This window comes from Cupriavidus sp. PET2-C1 (genome assembly GCF_054515855.1).
On the sequence record NZ_CM137259.1, the window covers coordinates 3,615,687 to 3,636,797 of the forward strand.

Sequence of the window (21,111 nt, forward strand, 5' to 3'; positions counted from 1 at the left end):
CGTGATCAAAAAGCTAATCAACCGGCTGCTAGGCAAGCCGGGCACCCAGCAGCGCCCCGTCAAACGCCGTGGCCAGCGCGCCCATGCGCCGAATATCGTTGCGCATGCCGAGCACCAGATCGACCAGTCGCTGATCTCGCGCAACGCCATCAAGGTCACCTCCACGCTGCAGCAGGCAGGCTACGAGGCGTTTATCGTCGGTGGCGCGGTGCGCGACCTGTTGCTAGGCATCAAGCCCAAGGACTTCGACGTCGCCACCAACGCCACGCCTGACCAGGTGCAGGCGCTGTTCCGCCGCTCGCGCATCATCGGCCGGCGCTTCCAGATCGTGCACGTGACGTTCTATGGCGGGCGCGAGCAGGAGATCATCGAAGTCTCCACCTTCCGCGCGCTGGTCGACGCGGTGGCCAGCGAGACCTTGCCCGAAGGGCGCCGCCTCAAGCGCGCCGAGCTCGACAGCAAGACCCACGCGATCGATGCCTCGGGCCGCGTGCTGCGCGACAACGTGTGGGGCTCGCAGGCCGAAGATGCGGAACGCCGCGACTTCACCATCAACGCGATGTACTACGACCCCGCCCAGCAACTGGTGTACGACTACCACCAGGGCATGGAGGACATCCGCGCGCGCACGCTGCGCATGATCGGCGATCCGGTCACGCGCTACCGCGAGGACCCCATCCGCATGCTGCGCGTGGTGCGCTTCGCCGCCAAGACCGGGTTCACGATCGACGAGGACACCCGCCAGCCGATCGCCGACCTGGCCTCGCTGATCCACAATGTGCCCAGCGCGCGCCTGTTCGACGAGATGCTCAAGCTGCTGATGTCGGGCCATGCCTGGGCGTCGCTGCAGGAGCTGCGCAAGGCCGGCCTGCACCGCGGCCTGCTGCCGCTGCTGGATGTCGCGCTGGAGCAGCCGATGGGCCAGCGCTTCGTGCAACTGGCGCTGGACAACACGGACCAGCGCGTGCAGGTCGGCAAGCCGGTCTCGCCGGGCTTCCTGTTTGCCGCGCTGCTATGGCACCACGTGCTGCAGCGCTGGACCACGCTGCGCGAGGAAGGCGAGCACGCCATTGCCGCGCTCAATATCGCCATGGACGACGTGCTGGAGCGCCAGACCGGCCAGCTCGCCATCCAGCGCCGCTTTGTCACCGATATGCGGGACATCTGGGGCATGCAGCCGCGCTTCGAGAAGCGCGTGGGCCGCATGCCGTTCCGCCTGATCGAATCGCCGCGCTTTCGCGCCGGCTTCGATTTCCTCTACCTGCGCTGCGAATCCGGCGAGCAGCCGGCCGAGCTGGCGAAATGGTGGCAAGACTTCCAGGATGCCGATAGCCACGGCCGCGAGGACCTGATCGAAGCGGTGCGCCCGGTGCGCGGCGCCGGCAAGCAAGGTGGCGGCAGCGGCGGCGCGGGCGATGCCGAAGGCTTTGAGCACGCCGGAGATGGCGATAGCGGCGACAGCGGCGGCCCGGCACGGAAGAAGCGCCGTCGGCGCAGTCCGCGGAAATCGGATAAAGTTTCTCCGCGGAGTGATATGGACGCGAGCCAGGAATCCGGCTCCACTGCAGACCGGAAAACCGGCAAGGTACGCGTCCAGCCGGAGGAATCGTAATGACACTTGCCTTTATCGGCATCGGAGCCAACCTGGGTGACGCCCGGCAGGCTCTGAAAGATGCCATCGTGTGCCTGGCCCAGCAGGTCGGCATCACGGTGCTGGCGAGATCGTCGCTCTATCGCACGGCCCCGGTCGATGCAACGGGCAACGACTATTACAACGCGGTGGTCAAGGTAGAGACCTCGTTCACCGCCGCCCAGCTATTGCGCATCTGTCACCACATCGAGGATCAGTTTGGCCGCGAGCGGCCTTTCCGCAACGCACCACGCACCCTCGACCTGGACCTGCTGGTCTTTGGCGATGAAATCCACCAGGACGAAAAGCTGGTGGTGCCGCATCCACGCCTGGCCGAACGCGCCTTCACGCTGGTACCGCTGCTTGAGCTGGATGCCGAACTGGTTGTCCCCGGCCTTGGCCGCGCGGCGGATTACTTGGCCGCGGTCAGCGCGCAGCGCGTCGAGAAGGTCTCCTTTTGCAAGTGCACGCGGCAACTGGACGCGCGCGGCGAGTCCTGAAGCCATGGCCGGCAGCGGCAAGCCGGCCCCGCTTTATCCGCCCTGTACTGTGTAGTTAGTTCCCCCCTAGCCGACCGGACCCGCCCATGCTCGAACACCTGCGCCGCATCGTGGTGGAAGGCCCCATCGGAGCCGGCAAGACCGCGCTCGCGCAACGCCTGGCGCAAACCCTGCGCACCGGCGAATTGCTCGATGCGGCACGTGAAAACCCCTTCCTGGAACGCTACTACCGCGAGCCCGCGCGATACGCGCTGCCGCTGCAGCTGTCGCTGATGAACCAGCGCGCGCAGCAGCTCAAGGCCTGGCAGGCGGCACTGCTGGCGGGCCAGCGCATGGTGGGCGATTTCCTGTACACCAGGGACCGCCTCTACGCCGGGCTGACCCTGCCCGAGGACGAACTGGCGCTGTACGACGCCCTCGCCGCGCGCCTGCCTGCCCAGGGCCAGCGCGTGGACCTCGTCATCGTGCTGCAGGCCTCGCCCGCCCTGCTGCGCGAGCGCATCACCCGGCGCAACGCGCCCGGTGAGTCCAATATCGACGATGCCTATCTGGAGCGGCTGTCGGATGCCTACGGTGAGCTGTTCCACCGCTACGACGAGGCGCCGGTCATGATCGTCGACACCGCCCACTTCAGTCCTGTAGACAACGACGCCGATTTCCGTACACTACTGTCGCGCATCGAAAACATGCGTGGCCGCAAGGCCTTTCTCAATCTCGCTGCGCCCTGACAGGTTCTCCCGCCTGCCAGCCTTCACCATAACGACAGCAGTCGCTGCCGCGAATCCAGTGGCCCCATCCCAGGGCCGAGCGCCTCGCGCAGTACGAACTGAAAGGGGCAAAGGCCTTGCCGCACGGATACAGATGCGTTGATGCACTGATCATGAACGCACTGCGGCATTGCGGCAGGCCCGGCTCCCGTCTCTCTACCGGCCCAACGTCATGAGTTATCTCCTCGATCCCTCCCGCAAGACCGTCACCATCCCCAAGCTGCAAGCGATGCGCGCCGCAGGCGAAAAAATCGCCATGCTAACCGCCTACGACTCCAGCTTCGCCGCGCTGCTCGATTACTGCGGGGTCGAGGTGCTGCTGGTCGGCGACTCCCTTGGCAATGTCATGCAAGGCCAGCAGACCACGCTGCCCGTGACGCTCGAACAAGTTGTCTACCACACCGAATGTGTGGCGCGCGGCAACCAGAGCGCGCTGCTGGTGGCGGACCTGCCTTTCGGCACCTATCCCACCCCGGAAGCCGCCTTCACCAGCGCCGTGGCGCTGATGCGGGCCGGCGCGCAAATGGTCAAGCTCGAGGGCGGCGACTGGCTCGCGCCCACCGTCAAGTTCCTGGTCGAGCGCAGCATTCCGGTGTGCGGCCACATTGGCCTGACGCCGCAGTCGGTGCACGCGCTGGGCGGCTTCAAGGTGCAGGGCAAGACCGATGAAAGCGCGGCGCAGCTCAAGCGCGACGCACTCGCGCTGCAAGCCGCGGGCGCCCAGCTGATCGTGATGGAAGCGGTGCCGGCGGCCGTGGCTGGCGTGGTGACCGGCCTGCTGACCATCCCGACCATCGGCATCGGCGCCGGCGCGGATTGCTCCGGCCAGGTGCTGGTGCTGCAGGACATGATCAACGTCTACCCGGGCCGCAAGGCCAAGTTCGTGCGCAACTTCATGGAGGGCGCCGGCTCGATCGAGGCCGCCGTGCGCGCCTACGTGGCGGCCGTGAAGGACGGCAGCTTCCCGGCCGTCGAGCACACCTTCTCGGCCTGAGCGCGCGCCGGCGATGGAGATCGGTGCCGCCACCGTCGCGGCCTTTGCGCTTCTGGCCAGCGGTGACGGCGCCATCTGGTTCATCGTCTGGACCTCGCTGGTGGTGGCCGTGCTCGGGCTGGCGATTGCCACCGTGCCGGCCATCGGCGCGGCCTACCTGATCGCCAGCCACGATTTTCCCGGGCGGCGTGTGGTGGTGGTGGCGGCGCAGGCCTTCCTCTCCTTCCCAACCGTGCTGGTCGGGCTGGTCCTCTACCTGCTGTTCACCCGCCACGGGCCGCTGGGCCATTTCTCCCTGCTGTTTACCCGCGGCGGCATGGTGCTCGGGCAAGCGGTGATTGGCTTCCCGGTGGTGCTGGCGTTTGCCCTGTCCACCTTGCAGGGGGCGGATGTGCGGTTGCGTGAAACCGCCTGGGTGCTGGGCGCCGGGCGCTGGCGGACCTTTTTCACCGTCCTGCGCGAGATGCGCTTCGGCCTGATGGCCGCGCTGGTGGCGGGCTTTGGGCGGGTCATCGCCGAGGTGGGTTCGGCGCTGATGATCGGCGGCAATATCGAAGGCGCCACCCGGACCATCACCACCGCCATCGCGCTGGAAACCAGCAAGGGAGAATTCGCCCAGGGTATCGCGCTGGGCGTTGTGCTGATCGCACTGGCAGTGCTCGTCAATGTGATGCTGGCGTGGCTGCAAGGCGCGGGAGGATTTCGCCGATGAGCACCCTGCCCGCGCGACGCACGCCTGACGGGCAGGCGCTGCCACCTTCCCAGCTGCCGCCGCTGCTGACGGTGCGCGGTTTGCAGCGCCAGGTGGGCGCGCGGCGGCTGTTCGATATTGCCGAGCTTGTCTTCCCACGCGCCGCTTTGGTCGTGCTGACCGGTGTCAATGGCGCGGGCAAGAGCACGCTGCTGCGCATGGTGGCGGGGCTGGAGCGCGCCCCCGGCGCGACCGTGGCCTGGACCGGCGAGGACGGCAAGCCGCGCGACGCCGCGCTGGATCCGATGCCCGCCGCGCTGCGCCAGCGCATTGCCTACCTGCATCAGCATCCCTACCTGTTTCGCACTTCGGTGCACGAGAACATCGCCTATGGCCTGAAGGCGCGCGGCATGCCCGACGACGAAGTCAGGCGGCGCGTGGGTGCCGCGCTGGGCTGGGCCGGCATCACGCACGTCCAGGACACCGCCCCGGATTGCCTGTCCGGCGGCGAGGTGCAGCGCGTGGCACTGGCCCGCGCCAAGGTGCTGGAGCCCGATTTGCTGTTGCTGGACGAGCCCACCTCCAGCCTGGACGGCCACGCACGCGAACAGGTGATCGGCCTGGTGCAGGGCCTGGCCGCCGAGGGCCGCAGCGTGGTGATGGTCTGCCACGACCGCGAGCTGATCAACCTGCCGGGCGTGGTGCGCTGGAAGCTCGGCGACGGACGGCTGGATACGCGCCATCCCTAACGCCTGGCTCAGGGTGTTGCCGACAACTCCGCCGATAGCACGCCCCGCAGCGAATTCGCCAGCGCTAGTGCCTCCGCGCTCAGCAGCATGGCCCGTGTGACAACCGCCTCGCGCACCGTCCCGCCGAGGTAGCGCGCACCATCGCCCAGCACCGCAGCGCGCATCACGCCGGGCAGGATATCGGCAGCCAGCGGCGGCGTCAGCCACTCGCCTTGCACCTTGACGAACACCGAGCTGCGGCCGCCTTCGAGCAGCTCGCCGCGGGCGTTGAAGAACAGGCTGTCGAAGGCGCCGGCGCGTTCGGCAGCTTGCCAGCCGGCGTCATAGACAGCACGCGCGCTGGTCTTGTGGCGGCGCAACGCGTCCGCGACCGGCAGCGCCTGCGCTGCCAGCACCACGCGCACCGGGGCCGCGGTGAGCGGCGCCACCGGGCCGTGGGCAACGGTGAAGCTGCCCGCCTTGTCCAGCGCCAGCCGCAGGCGCCAGGTGCCGGCACCGAGATCCGCCACGGCCGCCTGCACTAACGCCAACGCGCGAGCGTGCTCAAACCCAAAACCGAAGCACGCAGCGGAAGCCGCCAGCCGCGCCAGATGCTGGTCCAGGCGCTGGCACGCTCCGTCTTCCACCCGCATGGTTTCGAACAAGGTAAAGCCCGGATCGTGCGCGGTCAGGAAGCGTGCCTTCCAGCCGCACTCGGCAAATTCCCCCGCGGCGTCGCTGTCATGCACGATGCCGCCGCCCACGCCCATCTCGCCCGCGCGCAGTCCGTCGGCGCCCTGCGCGCCCAATACCAGTGTGCGGATGGCGACCGACAGCGCAAAGGTACCTGGCCATGCCTGCGCTTGCCCTTCGCCGGGCGCATCGATCCAGCCGAGCGAGCCGGTGTAAAGGCCGCGCGGCGCGCTCTCCAGCTCGCCGATGATCTCCATGGTGCGCCGCTTGGGCGCGCCGGTGATGGAGCCGCAGGGAAACAGCGCGCGCATCAGATCCGCCAGGCTGGTGCCAGCGCGCGCCTTGGCGGTCACGGTGGAGGTCATCTGCAGGACCTGGCCGAAGGGCTGCACCACGAAGCGATCGGGCACGGCCACCGTACCCGGCACCGCGACGCGGCCCAGGTCATTGCGCAGCAGGTCGACGATCATCACGTTCTCGGCGCGGTTCTTGGCGTCGGCCGCCAGCGCCAGCGCGGCCTCGGCATCGCGCGCGTCGTCGCCCGTACGCGGCGCCGTGCCCTTCATCGGGCGGGTGAGCAACTGGCCCTGGCCGTCATGCCGGACGAACAATTCCGGCGACAGCGACAGCACCCAGCCATCGCCCGGCAGCCGCACCAGCCCGCCGTAAGGCACTGGCTGGGCGGCACGCAAGGCGGCATAGAGCGCCAGGGGATCGCCAAACTCGGCAAAGCGCAGGCGCTGCGTGAAGTTGACCTGATAGGTGTCGCCAGCTTCGATCCACTGGTGGATGCGAGCGATGGCGGCATGGAAAGCCGGCTCCGGCGTGTCGGCCAGGACATCCATCAAGCCGGCCTGCTGTTCCGAGGACGGCGCCAGCCATTGCGCGACCTGCGCCTTGTCCATTCGATGCATCTCCCTGAACCACAGCAGGCGCAGCGCGCCATCGTGGAAAGGCAATGCGCAATCGACATGGACCGGCACGCCAATCAGCGGGCCGCCGAATTCGTAAGGCGCAAACAACGTGGCGTGCCAGCCCTGGCGCCAGCCATCGGCCAGCAAGGCATCGAGCGTGCCGAGCGCGGAGGCATCCGGCAGCACGTCTTCACGTGCAAAGCCGGTGTACAGGCGCGAGGATGCCTCGCCGGATATGGCGGTAGCGTCGTCGAGCAGGACGAAGGGCTGGGCGACGCTGGCCGGGCCGGATACGGGCGCTTGCGGGATTGAGGAAGAAGACGAGCGGGTCAGGGAGACAGCCACGGCAAATCACCAGCGTAAATTGAGGTCGCCAGAAGGCGGGCGATATCGCATTATCGCGCGCGCGCCCTCTCCCCGGCCCTCTCCCACAAGTGGGAGAGGGCCGGGGAGAGGGGTGGCTTAGCTAGGCGCCACTTGAAGCGAAGCCCACGGTTTGAGCGCGCCAAAAAACAAAAAAGCCGGCCACGCATCAAAGCGTGGCCGGCCGCATGCTCCCAGGCCGGATCAGCTGAAGAAGCTCTTCACCTTGTCGAGCCAGGATTGCTCCTGCGGGCTGTGGCGCGAGCCACCTTCATGCACCGAGCGGTCGAACTGGCGCAGGATGTCCTTCTGCGCCTCGGTCAGCTTGACCGGCGTTTCCACGTTCACGTGCACGTAGAGGTCGCCGGGATAACCCGAGCGCACACCCTTGATGCCCTTGCCGCGCAGGCGGAAGGTCTTGCCAGGCTGGGTGCCTTCGGGCACCGGGAAGCTGGCCTTGCCGCCCAGCGTGGGCACTTCCAGGTCGCCGCCCAGCGCCGCGGTGGCGAAGGAGATCGGCATCTGGCAGTGCAGGTCGTCGCCGTCGCGCTCGAACACCGCGTGCTGCTTGATGTGGACTTCCACATACAGGTCGCCCGGGGGGCCGCCGTTGATGCCCGGCTCGCCATTGCCCGAGGAGCGGATGCGCATGCCCTCGTCGATGCCGGCGGGAATCTTCACTTCCAGCGTCTTCTGCGACTTCAGCTTGCCCTGACCGTGGCACTTGGTGCACGGCTTGGGGATGTGCTTGCCGGTGCCGTGGCACTTGGGGCAAGTCTGCTGCATCGAGAAGAAGCCTTGCGACACGCGCACCTGGCCCGCGCCATGGCAGGTCGGGCAGGTTTCGACGTTGGTGCCGGGCTCGGCGCCATTGCCGTGGCAATGCTCGCACTCGTCCCAGTGGGGCACCCGGATCTGCGCGTCGTGGCCGTGGGCGGCCTGCTCCAGCGTGATTTCCATGCTGTAGCGCAGGTCGGCGCCGCGGTACACCTGCGGGCCGCCGCCGCGGCGTCCGCCGCCAGCCTGGCCGCCTTGCTGGCCAAAAATATCGCCGAAGATGTCGCCGAAGGCTTCGGCGAAACCGCCGTAGGCCTGGCCGCCGCCGCCGAAGCCGCCCGCCATGTTGGGGTCGACGCCGGCGTGGCCGTACTGGTCGTAGGCTGCCTTCTTCTCGGGGTCCGAAAGCATCTCGTAGGCCTCTTTGACCTCCTTGAACTTCTCTTCGGAATCCTTGCTGTCCGGATTGCGGTCCGGGTGGTGCTTCATCGCCAGCTTGCGATAGGCCTTCTTGATCTCGTCGTCGCCGGCGTTCTTGCCCACCCCGAGCACTTCGTAAAAGTCACGTTTTGCCATGGTGGCTGCTTACCTGATGGGCCCGGAAGCGTCCAAAGCCCGCCCGGGCGAAATAGCAAAAAAGCCGAGCGAGGCATTCGACGGCGGTAACCCGCTTGGTCCAATGTCCGTCGCCCGGCGTCGGGATGGGGGCTGGCGCTGGTGTTGCGCACCGCGCCCCCGCCCCGCTCTTCCATTACTTCTTGTCGTTGACTTCCTTGAACTCGGCGTCCACGACGTTATCGTCCTGCGGATGGGCTTGCTGATGGCCCGCACCGGCAGCACCGGCACCGGCTGCTGCGCCCGCGGCGCCCGCTTCGCCGGCCTGGGCCTGCATGTCCGCATAGACACGCTCGCCCAGCTTCTGGCTGGCTTCGGACAGCGCGCTGACCTTGGCATCGATCTCGGCCTTGTCGCCGCCGCGTGCGGCGTCTTCCAGTTCCTTGATCGCGGCTTCGATCTTTTCCTTCTCTCCCGCTTCCAGCTTGTCGCCGTATTCGGTGACAGCCTTCTTGGTCGAGTGGATCAGCGCGTCGGCCTGGTTGCGGGCATCCGCCAGCTCACGGGCCTTCTTGTCTTCCTCGGCGTTGGCCTCGGCGTCCTTCACCATGCGCTGGATCTCGTCTTCCGACAGGCCCGAGTTCGCCTTGATGGTGATGCGGTTTTCCTTGCCGGTCGCCTTGTCCTTGGCGCCCACGTGCAGGATGCCGTTGGCGTCGATGTCGAACGAGACTTCGATCTGCGGCGTGCCGCGTGCGGCCGGCGCGATGCCTTCGAGGTTGAATTCGCCCAGCAGCTTGTTGCCGGTGGCCATTTCACGCTCGCCCTGGAACACCTTGATGGTCACGGCCGGCTGGTTGTCGTCAGCGGTCGAGAACACCTGCGCATGCTTGGTCGGGATGGTGGTGTTCTTGGTGATCATCTTGGTCATCACGCCACCCAGCGTTTCGATGCCCAGCGACAGCGGCGTCACGTCCAGCAGCAGCAGGTCCTTGCGGTCGCCCGACAGCACGGAGCCCTGGATCGCGGCGCCAACGGCGACGGCTTCGTCCGGGTTCACGTCCTTGCGCGCTTCCTTGCCGAAGAACTCCTTGACCTGTTCCTGCACCTTGGGCATGCGGGTCATGCCGCCGACCAGGATCACGTCATCGATTTCGCTGACCTTGACGCCGGCATCCTTGATGGCGATGCGGCACGGCTCGATGGTGCGCAGGATCAGTTCCTCGACCAGCGATTCCAGCTTGGCGCGGGTCATCTTCAGGTTCAAGTGCTTAGGACCGGAGGCATCCGCCGTGATGTACGGCAGGTTGATTTCGGTCTGCTGCGAGCTCGACAGTTCGATCTTGGCCTTTTCAGCGGCTTCCTTCAGGCGTTGCAGCGCGAGTACGTCCTTGGACAGGTCGACGCCCTGGTCCTTCTTGAACTCACCGATGATGTAGTCGATGATGCGCTGGTCGAAGTCTTCGCCGCCCAGGAAGGTGTCGCCATTGGTCGACAGCACTTCGAACTGCTTCTCGCCGTCAACGTCGGCGATCTCGATGATCGAGATGTCGAACGTGCCGCCACCCAGGTCATACACGGCGATCTTGCGGTCGCCCTTTTCGTTCTTGTCCAGGCCAAAGGCCAGCGCGGCCGCGGTCGGCTCGTTGATGATGCGCTTGACGTCGAGGCCTGCGATGCGGCCAGCGTCCTTGGTGGCCTGGCGCTGCGAGTCGTTGAAGTAAGCCGGCACGGTAATCACGGCTTCGGTCACCGGCTCGCCGAGGTAGTCTTCGGCGGTCTTCTTCATCTTGCGCAGCACTTCGGCGGACACCTGCGGCGGTGCCAGCTTCTGGTCGCGCACGGACACCCATGCGTCGCCGTTGTCGGCCTTGACGATGGTGTACGGCATCAGGCCGATGTCCTTCTGCACTTCCTTTTCTTCGAACTTGCGGCCGATCAGGCGCTTCACCGCATACAGGGTGTTGCGCGGATTGGTCACCGCCTGGCGCTTGGCAGGCGCGCCCACCAGGATCTCGCCGTCTTCCATGTAGGCGATGATCGAAGGGGTGGTACGCGTGCCTTCGGCATTTTCGATCACCTTGGGCGTATTGCCTTCCATGATCGCGACGCAGCTGTTGGTGGTACCGAGGTCGATACCGATGATCTTACCCATTATTCTCTCCTCTTGAGCCCCGCTATCCGCGGGGACTGCAATTCATCCTGAGGCCGAAATGTGGCCGTCCGGGGCCATTTCAAGGGCCGGAAGTGCAATTCCGACTAAATTCCTCGGCTTCTCCCTCTGATCAACGGCAGGCTGGCGGGCCAAGTTGAAGGGTGTTAGGAGACGTTGCGCGCCAAGTGTGGTTTTTGTGCTTCTTAAGTCATTTAAAATGGGCGCGGCTAACGGCCTCGCTGCCATAGGACATCGCTGCCCCCGCCGGCCCGGTTGAGCACGCGCGACAGCACGAACAGCAGGTCGGACAAGCGGTTCAGGTACTGGCGGGGCGCCTCGTTCAGGGCTTCCTGCGCGCCCAGCGCCACCAGCGCGCGCTCGGCGCGCCGGCACACCGTGCGGCACACATGCGCCACCGCCGCGGCCCGGCTGCCGCCCGGCAGGATGAACTCGGCCAGGCGCGGCAGGTTGGCATTGTAGTGATCCAGCCATGCGTCCAGCTGCAGCACCTGCTCGGGCTTGACCAGCACGTAGCCGGGGATGGAGAGTTCGCCGCCAAGGTCGAACAGGTCGTGCTGGATATGCAGCAAGGCCGAGCGGACATCGTCGGGCAGCGTCTCGGTGAGCAGCACGCCAAGGTTCGAGTTGAGCTCGTCCACATCGCCGATGGCGGCAATGCGCAGGCTGTCCTTGCTGGTGCGGCTGCCGTCGCCAAGCCCGGTGGTGCCGGCATCTCCGGTGCGGGTGGCGATCTTGGAGAGGCGATGGCCCATGCGGGTCTCCTGCGTTGGCGAATCCAGCATTATGGCGCGCATCCGGCCCTTCGCGTTAGCGCGCTGCCCGGTGCCGGGTGGCGGTTGCGGCGCCCGCCCAACGAGCCGCCCCGGGTGCGGCGTAGAATAACGGGATTCGCTTGATACGCTACCGGGTGCGATTACCGGCGCCGTTCAGCGCGGCCTTGCCATGGCCGGCGCTGCGCGTCCCCGGCCCCCACAGACCCGCCGGAGACGCCATGAACCAACCCCTTGCCCACGCCACGCTGGTGCGCCAACCCCTGCCCGCCGCCGTGCGTGACGCCTTGCAGGCCCGCTTCGGCGAACGCTTCTCCACCTCCCCCGGCGTCTGCGACCACCACGGCCGCGACGAGTCGCCCTTCCCGCCGGCAGCGCCGGACGGCGTGGTCTTCGCCCACACCACCGAGGAAGTGGCCGAGGTGGCCCGCCTGTGCAACGAGCACCGTGTGCCGCTGATCGCCTACGGCGCCGGTTCCTCGCTCGAAGGCCACCTGCTGGCGGTGGCCGGCGGCATCAGCCTGGACCTGTCGCAGATGAACAAGGTGCTGTCGGTACAACCCGAAGACCTGAACGTGACGGTGCAACCGGGCGTGACCCGCAAGCAGCTGAACCAGGAAATCAAGGACTCCGGCCTGTTCTTCCCGATCGACCCGGGCGCCGATGCCTCGCTGGGCGGCATGTGCGCCACGCGCGCCTCCGGGACCAACGCGGTGCGCTACGGCACCATGCGCGAGAACGTGCTGGCGCTGACGGTGGTCACCGCCGACGGCCGCATCATCAAGACCGGCACCCACGCCCGCAAGTCCTCCGCCGGCTACGACCTGACCCGCCTGATGATCGGCAGCGAAGGCACGCTGGGCATCATCACCGAGGTGACGGTGCGGCTGTACCCGCAGCCCGAAGCCATCTCGGCGGCCATCTGCAGCTTCCCCAGCATGGGCAGCGCGGTGCAGGCAACCATCGAGACCATCCAGCTGGGCGTGCCCGTCGCGCGCGTGGAGTTCGTCGACGCACTGGCCATCCGCGCCATCAACCGCCACGACAACCTCTCCATGCCGGAGGCGCCACACCTGTTCTTCGAGTTCCATGGCACCGAGGCCGGCGTCAAGGAGCAGGCCGAGACCGTGCAGCAGATCGCCGCCGACAATGGTGGCCAAGGCTTCGAGTGGGCCACGCGGCCGGAAGACCGCAGCCGCCTGTGGAACGCGCGCCATACCGCTTACTTCGCCATGCTGCAGCTCAAGCCGGGCTGCAAGGCGGTCACCACCGACGTGTGCGTGCCGATCTCCCGCCTGGCCGATTGCGTGACCGAGACCGAGCGTGACCTCAACGCGTCCAGCCTGCCTTGCCCCATCGTGGGCCATGTGGGCGACGGCAATTTCCACGTCGCGATCCTCACCGACCCTGAAAAGCCCGAGGAACTCGCCGAGGCCGAAACCATCAACCAGCGCATCGTGGAACGCGCGCTGGCCATGGGCGGCACCTGCACCGGCGAGCACGGCGTGGGGCTGCACAAGATGGATTTCCTGGTCAGCGAGCACGGCGAAGACGCGCTCGACCTGATGCGCGCCATCAAGAACGCGCTCGATCCCAACCACATCCTCAACCCGGGCAAGATCTTCCGCCCGGTACGCTAAGGGCTCGCGCGGCATGGCATCCGTGTTCAACCGCGTCCCGCCGCTGCACCTGCTGATCGCGTTCGAAGCCGCCGCCCGGCTGGGCAGCTTCGCGCGCGCAGCCGAGGAGCTGTCGGTCACGCCCAGCGCGGTGTCGCACCGCATCAAGAACCTGGAAGAGCTGTGGGGCGAGGACCTGTTCGTGCGCGCCAATGCCGCGCTGCGGCTGACGGCCGCTGGCACGCGCTACCTGCGCAATGTGCAGGATGCCCTCAAGGCGCTCAACGAACTGGCCCGGCCCGAGTACAACAAGCTGCGCACCCGCCTGCGCGTGGCGATCCCGCCCACCTTCGGCCGCCAGCACCTGGTGCCGCGCCTGCCCGAGTTCACGGCGCTGTACCCCCACATCGACACCGAGCTGCACCTGGCCATCCCCTTCCTGGACGTGAAGGCGGAAGACACCGATGTGGAGATCCGCTACGGCACCGGGCGCTACCCCGACCTGAAGACCACCAAGCTGCTGGTCGAGCCCGTGTTCCCGGCCTGCGGGCGCGAGTACTACGAGCGCATCGACGGCCGCGCCATCACCAAACCCGAGCACCTGCACAACCTGGTGCTGCTGCGCAGCCCGCTGGAGCCCTGGAAGCCGTGGTTCGAGACCGCGGGCCTGGACTGGCCCGAGCCCCAGACCGGCCCGCAATTCAACGACATCGGCCTGATGCTCGAAGCCATCGCCTCCAACCAGGGCGTGGCGCTGGTGCGCCAGCGCATGGCCCGGCACTGGCTGTCGCTGGGCCAGATGGTGCGGCTGCTGGACATCGAATCGGTGTCGCCGCACGGCTACTACATCGTCGAGCGCGAACAGGCGCCGCTCAAGCCGGAGGCACGGTATTTCGTCGACTGGCTGCTCAGCCTTGACTGGTAAGACTGGCTAGCTGTCCGGCCAACCCCATTCGGAGACACTCCCCATGCAGATCCGTCTGCTCACCCCCGCCGATGCTGGAGCCTTCCAGGCGCTGCGCCTCGAAGGCTTGCTGGAAGCGCCCGCCGCCTTCGGTTCCAGCTTCGAGGAAGAGCGCGACCTGCCGCTGGCCACCATCGCCGGCCGCCTTGAGGCAACGCCCGAAAAGGCCGTGATCGGCGCCTTGGAAGCCACCGAGGGCGGCACCGCGCTGGCCGGCGTGGTCGGGGTGATGCGCGAGGACAAGGCCAAGCAGCGCCATAAGGCGTTTATCTGGGGCATGTATGTGGCACCGGGCTATCGCGGCCGGCGCCTCGGGCGGCAGCTGATGGAACAGGCGCTGGCGGTAGCCACCGCCATGCCCGGGCTGCGCCAGGTCACGCTCAGCGTCAACGTCATCAATGCGCCAGCGATTGCGCTCTATGAGGCCATGGGCTTCGTGCGCTACGGCGTGGAGCCGCAGGCGCTCTATGTGGCACCGGACTACCACGACAAGCTGGAAATGGTGCACATGCTGGCGCCGCGCGGACAATAAAGCGCCCTGTTGGCGCCTTGCGCCGCGCCGGTGCTAAGCTGGATTGATACCGGCCAGCCCACGTACGATCGTCCCTGCCACCGCCCGCATGGCACGTTCCGGGCCCATGCCGGCATGAGCGATTTTGATCGGCCCACCATGCGGAATTCACGTTGCCACGAGGCTGCGCAGCCACCTGGCTGCGCTATAGTCCTTGCTCCCCACCCGCGTCCGCCCTGCCATGGCGGGCGCCGGCGGCCATAACAGGAGTTGCCATGAACGCCCCGCACGAAGTCTCACTGGTCGCCGACGACGCACGCCGCAGCGCGTTGCTCGCCGGCCTGGCGAAAATCCTGCCCGATGCGGCGTTGTTGTGGAAACCCGAAGACACCGTGCCCTACGAGTGCGACGGCCTGGCGGCCTACCGCCAGGTGCCGATGGCCGTGGCGCTGCCCGATAGCGAGGACCAGGTCTGCGCCATCCTGCGCCTGTGCCATTCGCTGCAGGTGCCCGTGGTGCCGCGCGGCGCCGGCACCAGCTTGTCCGGCGGGGCCATGCCGATCGCCACCGGCCTGGTACTGTCGCTGGCCAAGTTCAAGCGCATTGTCAGCGTGGACGTGCGCTCGCGCACCGCGGTGGTCCAGCCCGGCGTGCGCAATCTCGCTATCTCAGAGGCGGCCGCGCAGTACAACCTCTATTACGCCCCCGATCCTTCCTCGCAGATCGCCTGCACCATCGGCGGCAACGTCAGCGAGAACTCGGGCGGCGTGCATTGCCTGAAGTACGGCCTGACCGTGCACAACGTGCTGCGCGTGCGCGCCGTCACCATGGAGGGCGAAGTGGTGGAGTTCGGCTCGGAAGCGCCCGATGCGCCGGGGCTGGACCTGCTGGCAGCCGTGATCGGCTCCGAAGGCATGCTGGCGGTAGTCACCGAGGTGACGGTCAAGCTGATCCCCAAGCCGCAGCTGGCGCAAGTGATCATGGCCAGCTTCGATGACGTGGCCAAGGGTGGCAACGCGGTGGCCGATGTGATCGGCGCCGGCATCATCCCGGCCGGGCTGGAGATGATGGACAAGCCCGCCACCGCCGCGGTCGAGGAATTCGTGCGCGCCGGCTATGACCTGGACGCCGCCGCCATCCTGCTGTGCGAGTCCGACGGCACGCCGGAAGAAGTGGCCGAGGAGGTGGAGCGCATGAGTGAAGTGCTGCGCGCTTCCGGCGCGAGCCGCATCCAGGTGTCGCAAAGCGAGGCCGAACGGCTGCGCTTCTGGAGCGGGCGCAAGAACGCCTTCCCCGCCGCCGGGCGCATCTCGCCGGATTACTACTGCATGGACGGCACCATCCCACGCAAGCATATCGGCACGCTGCTCAAGCGCATCGAGGAGATGGAGCGCAAGTACGGGCTGCGCTGCATGAACGTGTTCCATGCGGGCGACGGCAATATGCACCCGCTGATCCTGTTCGATGGCGCGGACCAGGACGAATGGCACCGCGCCGAGCTGTTCGGCTCCGACATCCTGGAGAGCTGCGTGGAGCTGGGCGGCACGGTGACCGGCGAGCACGGCGTGGGCGTGGAGAAGCTCAATTCCATGTGCGTGCAGTTCTCCGCGGAGGAGCGCGAGCTGTTCTTTGGCGTCAAGGCGGCCTTCGACCCGGCGCGCCTGCTCAACCCGGACAAGGCCATCCCCACGCTGGCGCGCTGCGCCGAGTATGGCCGCATGCATGTGAAGCGCGGCCTGCTGCCACACCCTGACCTGCCCCGATTCTGAACATGGCCGCTCAAAACGCCACGCAACGCACCCGCAGCAGCGCGCAAACCCGCCAGCGCCTCGGCAAGCCCGAATCCGGCTGGCGCGAGCGCTGGTACACCATCATCTTCGAGGCCGGCACGCGTAACGGGCAGCTGTTCGACATCACCCTGCTGCTGGCCATCGTGGCCAGCGTGCTGATTGTGATGTTCGACAGCCTGCCGGCGGTAAGCCTGCGGCTGGGCCGCGTGTTCACGGTGCTGGAGTGGCTGTTCACGCTGTTGTTCACCGCCGAATACCTGATGCGCATCGTGGTGGTGCGCCGCCCCTTGCGCTATGTGTTCAGCTTCTTCGGCGTGGTCGATTTCCTGTCGATCATCCCCACGTGGCTCGCCTTCTTCGTGCCCGAGCTGGCGTTCCTGATCGACGTGCGCCTGCTGCGGCTGCTGCGCGTGTTCCGGATCCTCAAGCTGACGGTGTATTTCGAGGAAGCGCAGATCCTGTACCGCGCGCTGGCCAACAGCCGGCGCAAGATCTTCGTCTTCCTTGGCACGGTGTTCATCATCACCGTGATCCTCGGCACCGTGATGTATGTGGTGGAAGGCCCGCAGCACGGCTTTACCAGCATCCCCGTGAGCATGTACTGGGCAGTGGTGACATTGACCACCACCGGCTTCGGCGACATGGTGCCCAAGACGCCGCTGGGCCAGTTCATCACCTCGCTGACCATCCTGCTGGGCTACGGCATCATCGCCTTCCCCACCGGCATCGTGGGCGCTGAGCTGGCCGCCAGCATCATGAAGCGGCCGCTGACCACGCGCACGTGCAACCATTGCCTGACGGAAGGCCACGAGCCCGATGCCGGCTACTGCAAGCATTGCGGCAACGAGCTGCCGCCTTACCAGGACGAGAGCGAACGCGAGCCGGCAGGGTCCCGCGCCAGCGCCGGGGCGCCACCTCGCCGTCCCACTCCTTCCGCCTGACTTAGTTCAAGCCGACACCCGCCAGCCACCATGCCAGCCATGCCAGTCGACCAGCAAGCCACCCTCACCGCCTTTCGCGATGCCATCCGGCATGCCACCGACACGCGCGCGCCGCTGCGCCTGCGCGGCGGCGGCAGCAAGGATTTCTACGGCCAGCACACGCATGGGGTGCTGCTCGACACGCGCGCCTACAGCGGCATCGTCGACTACGACCCGCCCGAGCTAGTGATCACCGCGCGCTGTGGCACGCCGCTGGTCGAGATCGAGGCGGCGCTGGCCGAGCGGCGCCAGATGCTGGCGTTCGAGCCGCCGCACTTCAGCACCGGCGCCAATGCCAGTGACGTGGCCACGATCGGCGGCGCGGTGGCCGCCGGCCTGTCCGGCCCGCGCCGGCAAGCGGTGGGCGCGTTGCGTGACTTTGTGCTGGGCACGCGAGTGATGGACGGCCGTGGCGACGTCCTGAGCTTCGGCGGCCAGGTCATGAAGAACGTGGCCGGCTATGACGTCTCGCGGCTGATGTCCGGATCGCTCGGCACGCTGGGGCTGATCCTGGAAGTCTCGCTCAAGGTGCTGCCGATGCCCTTCGACGACGCCACGCTGCGCTTTGCGCTGGACGAGGCCGCGGCGCTCGATCGCCTCAACGACTGGGGCGGCCAGCCCCTGCCGATTGCGGCCTCGGCCTGGCACGACGGCGTGCTGCACCTGCGCCTGTCGGGCGCGGCGGCCGCGCTGCGCGCCGCGCGCGAGCGGCTTGGCGGCGAAGCCGTGGACGCCGCGCAAGCCGATGCATTGTGGCGCGGGCTGCGCGAGCAGAGCCACGCCTTCTTTGCCCCGGTGCAAGCTGGCCGGGCACTGTGGCGCATTGCCGTGCCAACCACCGCCGCACCGCTGGCGCTGCCCGGCGGGCAGCTGATCGAATGGGGCGGCGGCCAGCGCTGGTGGCTGGGCGGCAGCGACACCGCGGCCGACAGTGCCATCGTGCGCGCCGCGGCCAAGGCGGCCGGCGGCCATGCCACGCTGTTTCGCAACGGCGACAAGGCCGTGGGCGTGTTCACGCCGCTGTCCGCGCCGGTGGCTGCCATCCATCAGCGGCTCAAGGCGACGTTCGACCCCGCCGGCATCTTCAACCCGCAGCGCATGTACGCCGGCTTCTGAGCCACGGGCCGCACCGCGCCACACCGCATCGATCCCCAGCCAAGGCACCGGAGAGTCCCCGAACCATGCAAACCACACTGGCCGAATTCCTGCGCGACACGCCCGACGGCGAAGAGGCCAAGTCCATCGTCGGCAAATGCGTGCATTGCGGCTTCTGTACCGCGACCTGCCCCACCTACCAGTTGCTCGGCGACGAGCTGGACGGCCCGCGTGGCCGCATCTACCTGATGAAGCAGGTGCTGGAGGGCCAGCCCGTCACGGAAAGCACACGCCTGCACCTGGACCGCTGCCTGACCTGCCGCAACTGCGAATCCACCTGCCCTTCGGGCGTGAAGTACGGCCGTCTGGTCGACATCGGCCGCAAGGTGGTGGACGACCGCCTTGCGGCCGAAGGCATCCAGCGCCCGGCGCGCGAGCGTTTCGCGCGGTGGGCACTGCGCGAGAGCATGACGCGCCCGGCGCTGTTCGGCACGGCCATGCGCATGGGCCAGCGCGTGCGCCCGCTGTTGCCGCAGGCGCTGCGCAACAAGGTGCCGCAGGCGGTCGACGCCGGCACATGGCCGCGCACCACGCATGCACGCAAGATGTTGTTGCTCGACGGGTGTGTGCAGCCCTCGATGTCGCCCAACATCAATGCCGCCACGGCACGCGTGTTCGACCGCCTTGGCGTGCAGCTGGTGGTGGCGCGCGAAGCCGGCTGTTGCGGCGCCGTGCGCTATCACACCGGCGACCACGACGGCGGCCTCGACAATATGCGGCGCAATATCGACGCCTGGTGGCCGGCGGTGCAAGCCGGCGCGGAGGCCATCGTGATGACGGCGTCGGGCTGCGGCGTGATGGTCAAGGAATACGGCCACCTGCTGCGCAACGATGCCCGCTATGCGGATCGTGCGCGCCAGATCTCGGCGCTGACCAAGGATCTGTCGGAGCTGCTGCCGAACTTCGCCGACGCCCTGCAAGACGCGGCCTCCGAGGCAAGGAGCAGCAAAGGCAGCGACGGCACCAGCGGCCGGCGCGTGGCCTATCATCCGCCCTGCACGCTGCAGCACGGCCAGCAGATCCGCGGCAAGGTGGAAGCCCTGCTGACGGGCCTGGGCGTGGACGTCAAGCTCTGTGCCGACAGCCACCTGTGCTGTGGCTCCGCAGGCACGTACTCGGTGCTGCAGCCCGATTTGTCCTATCGGCTGCGCGACGAGAAGCTCGCCAACCTGCAGGCCTCGAAGCCCGAGGCCATCGTCTCGGCGAATATCGGCTGCATCACGCACCTGCAAAGCGGCACCGGCACGCCGGTGATGCACTGGATCGAGCTGGTGGACCGCATGCTGGGGTAGGCTGGACGTGTAGTGCCGGGTTACCATGCAGTGGCATTCACCCTTGCCTCTTTTCGCCCCGCACCCGCATGCTCCAGACCTTCGCCATCCTGCTGGTTTTCCAATCCGTCGGGGAAGCGCTCAGTTATTCCCTGAGCCTGCCCGTGCCCGGGCCGGTGATCGGCATGATCCTGCTGTTCGGCTGGCTCACGTTCGACGACCGGCTGCTGCCGGTGATCCAGGGGACCACGTCCGAGCTGCTCAAGCACTTGTCGCTGTTGTTCGTGCCGGCGGGCGTCGGCATCATGGTGCATGCGCACCGCATCGGCGGCGAGTGGCTGCCGATCGTGGTGGCGCTGGTGGTGTCCACCTGGCTGGCGATCGCCACCACCGCGCTGGTGGCGCGCGCGCTGATGGGCAAGCCCCGCCCACCCGAGGATGCCGGCGCGCAAGCCGGTTCGGGAGAACAAGCATGACGCCGCGCCTGAACGAGATCTGGGTCTATCTGGCGGCCAGCCCGCTGCTCGGCCTGACCGCCACCTTGCTGGCCTATGTCTTCGCGTTCCGCGTCTATGAGCGCGCGCGCTTCTCGCCGCTAGCCAATCCCGTGATGATTGCGGTCGCGATCCTGGTCACGCTGCTGACAGTGACCGGCACGCCGTACAAGACCTATTTCGATGGCGCGCAGTTCGTCCACTTCCTGCTCGGGCCCGCTACCGTCGCGCTGGCGGTGCCGCTCTACATGCAGCTGCCCAAGTTGCGCAAGCACGTGTTCCCGCTGCTGGGCGGGCTGCTGGCGGGATCGCTGGTGGCGGTGGTATCGGCCGTGGGCATCGCCTGGCTGCTGGGCGCTTCGCCCGAGACCATGCGCTCGCTAGCGCCCAAGTCGGTCACGATCCCGATCGCCATGGGCGTGGCCGAGAAGATCGGCGGCCTGCCCTCGCTGACCGCCGTGCTGGTGATGGCCACCGGCATCATCGGCGCAGTCAGCGCCACCAAGCTGCTGAACCTGCTGCGCATTGCCGACTACACCGTGCGCGGCTTCGCCACCGGCGTGGCAGCGCACGGCATCGGCACCGCGCGCGCCTTCCAGGTCAACCAGGAGGCCGGCGCCTTCGCCGCGCTTGGCATGGGCCTGAACGGCGTGCTGACCGCGGTGATGGTGCCGATGCTGGCGGCATGGATGCCGCGCTGATCCCTGCTGACAGGACGTTGTCAGGAGCCCCCGCGCATGATCCGTCTCTCCATCACCCCTGAGAGAGA

At 67.4% G+C, this 21,111-nt stretch carries 19 protein-coding genes; 15 read left to right on the forward strand and 4 right to left on the reverse strand.

The window, feature by feature from the left end:
• Position 1: 1 nt before the first annotated feature.
• From pcnB to ACX12D_RS16305, 6 genes are all read left to right on the forward strand, one after another.
• Positions 2-1,612 carry a polynucleotide adenylyltransferase PcnB gene (gene pcnB, locus ACX12D_RS16280; RefSeq protein WP_459371932.1) on the forward strand — a complete coding sequence of 537 codons (1,611 nt, stop codon included), beginning with the start codon at positions 2-4 and terminating at the stop codon, positions 1,610-1,612.
• Positions 1,612-2,130, forward strand: a complete 519-nt coding sequence (folK, locus tag ACX12D_RS16285) for a 2-amino-4-hydroxy-6-hydroxymethyldihydropteridine diphosphokinase (RefSeq protein WP_441636541.1) — start codon at positions 1,612-1,614, stop codon at positions 2,128-2,130. The genes pcnB and folK overlap by 1 nt, the downstream gene beginning before the upstream one ends.
• Before the next feature lie 86 nt (positions 2,131-2,216).
• Positions 2,217-2,858, forward strand: a complete 642-nt coding sequence (locus ACX12D_RS16290) for a deoxynucleoside kinase (protein ID WP_459371933.1) — start codon at positions 2,217-2,219, stop codon at positions 2,856-2,858.
• A gap of 211 nt (positions 2,859-3,069) precedes the next feature.
• Positions 3,070-3,891, forward strand: a complete 822-nt coding sequence (gene panB / locus ACX12D_RS16295; protein ID WP_459371934.1) for a 3-methyl-2-oxobutanoate hydroxymethyltransferase — start codon at positions 3,070-3,072, stop codon at positions 3,889-3,891.
• A 13-nt stretch (positions 3,892-3,904) separates the two neighbouring features.
• Positions 3,905-4,603: an ABC transporter permease gene (locus tag ACX12D_RS16300; protein ID WP_459371935.1), complete on the forward strand. Its 699-nt coding sequence runs from the start codon at positions 3,905-3,907 to the stop codon at positions 4,601-4,603.
• Positions 4,600-5,331, forward strand: coding sequence for an ATP-binding cassette domain-containing protein (locus ACX12D_RS16305; protein ID WP_459371936.1), 732 nt, complete (start codon positions 4,600-4,602; stop codon positions 5,329-5,331). The genes ACX12D_RS16300 and ACX12D_RS16305 overlap by 4 nt, the downstream gene beginning before the upstream one ends.
• An 8-nt stretch (positions 5,332-5,339) precedes the next feature.
• Here the strand turns inward: ACX12D_RS16305 and ACX12D_RS16310 are convergent, their stop codons facing one another.
• The 4 genes from ACX12D_RS16310 to ACX12D_RS16325 all read right to left on the reverse strand — a co-directional run bounded on the left by ACX12D_RS16310 (position 5,340) and on the right by ACX12D_RS16325 (position 11,540).
• Positions 5,340-7,262 (reverse strand): chorismate-binding protein, encoded by a 1,923-nt coding sequence (locus ACX12D_RS16310; protein ID WP_459371937.1) that lies wholly within the window; start codon positions 7,260-7,262, stop codon positions 5,340-5,342.
• Positions 7,263-7,484: 222 nt separating this feature from the next.
• The gene (gene dnaJ, locus ACX12D_RS16315) at positions 7,485-8,633 is read right to left on the reverse strand and encodes a molecular chaperone DnaJ (RefSeq protein ID WP_150985979.1); all 1,149 of its coding nucleotides are present in this window, start codon (positions 8,631-8,633) and stop codon (positions 7,485-7,487) included.
• A 175-nt stretch (positions 8,634-8,808) separates the two neighbouring features.
• The gene (gene dnaK, locus ACX12D_RS16320) at positions 8,809-10,767 is read right to left on the reverse strand and encodes a molecular chaperone DnaK (RefSeq protein ID WP_459371938.1); all 1,959 of its coding nucleotides are present in this window, start codon (positions 10,765-10,767) and stop codon (positions 8,809-8,811) included.
• Positions 10,768-10,994: 227 nt separating this feature from the next.
• A complete protein-coding gene (locus tag ACX12D_RS16325) occupies positions 10,995-11,540 on the reverse strand; it encodes a cob(I)yrinic acid a,c-diamide adenosyltransferase (protein ID WP_150985977.1) in 546 nt (181 codons plus the stop codon).
• Positions 11,541-11,779: 239 nt separating this feature from the next.
• Here ACX12D_RS16325 and ACX12D_RS16330 point away from each other — a divergent pair, with 239 nt between their 5' ends.
• The 9 genes from ACX12D_RS16330 (at position 11,780) to ACX12D_RS16370 (ending at position 21,043) form a co-directional block, all read left to right on the forward strand.
• Positions 11,780-13,198, forward strand: coding sequence for an FAD-binding oxidoreductase (locus tag ACX12D_RS16330; RefSeq protein WP_459371939.1), 1,419 nt, complete (start codon positions 11,780-11,782; stop codon positions 13,196-13,198).
• A gap of 13 nt (positions 13,199-13,211) precedes the next feature.
• Positions 13,212-14,102, forward strand: coding sequence for a LysR substrate-binding domain-containing protein (locus tag ACX12D_RS16335; RefSeq protein ID WP_150985975.1), 891 nt, complete (start codon positions 13,212-13,214; stop codon positions 14,100-14,102).
• Between the two features lie 43 nt (positions 14,103-14,145).
• Positions 14,146-14,673 carry a GNAT family N-acetyltransferase gene (locus ACX12D_RS16340; protein WP_459371940.1) on the forward strand — a complete coding sequence of 176 codons (528 nt, stop codon included), beginning with the start codon at positions 14,146-14,148 and terminating at the stop codon, positions 14,671-14,673.
• Positions 14,674-14,927: 254 nt separating this feature from the next.
• Entirely contained in the window at positions 14,928-16,421 is a 1,494-nt protein-coding gene (locus tag ACX12D_RS16345) for an FAD-linked oxidase C-terminal domain-containing protein (protein ID WP_459371941.1), read from the forward strand.
• Positions 16,422-16,423: 2 nt separating this feature from the next.
• Positions 16,424-17,383, forward strand: coding sequence for an ion transporter (locus tag ACX12D_RS16350; RefSeq protein WP_459371942.1), 960 nt, complete (start codon positions 16,424-16,426; stop codon positions 17,381-17,383).
• Between the two features lie 39 nt (positions 17,384-17,422).
• Positions 17,423-18,538: a glycolate oxidase subunit GlcE gene (gene glcE, locus ACX12D_RS16355; protein WP_459374043.1), complete on the forward strand. Its 1,116-nt coding sequence runs from the start codon at positions 17,423-17,425 to the stop codon at positions 18,536-18,538.
• A 65-nt stretch (positions 18,539-18,603) separates the two neighbouring features.
• Positions 18,604-19,869: a glycolate oxidase subunit GlcF gene (gene glcF / locus ACX12D_RS16360; protein ID WP_459371943.1), complete on the forward strand. Its 1,266-nt coding sequence runs from the start codon at positions 18,604-18,606 to the stop codon at positions 19,867-19,869.
• A gap of 68 nt (positions 19,870-19,937) precedes the next feature.
• The gene (locus tag ACX12D_RS16365; RefSeq protein ID WP_150985969.1) at positions 19,938-20,324 is read left to right on the forward strand and encodes a CidA/LrgA family protein; all 387 of its coding nucleotides are present in this window, start codon (positions 19,938-19,940) and stop codon (positions 20,322-20,324) included.
• A complete protein-coding gene (locus ACX12D_RS16370; protein ID WP_174422941.1) occupies positions 20,321-21,043 on the forward strand; it encodes an LrgB family protein in 723 nt (240 codons plus the stop codon). The genes ACX12D_RS16365 and ACX12D_RS16370 overlap by 4 nt, the downstream gene beginning before the upstream one ends.
• Positions 21,044-21,111 lie beyond the last annotated feature (68 nt).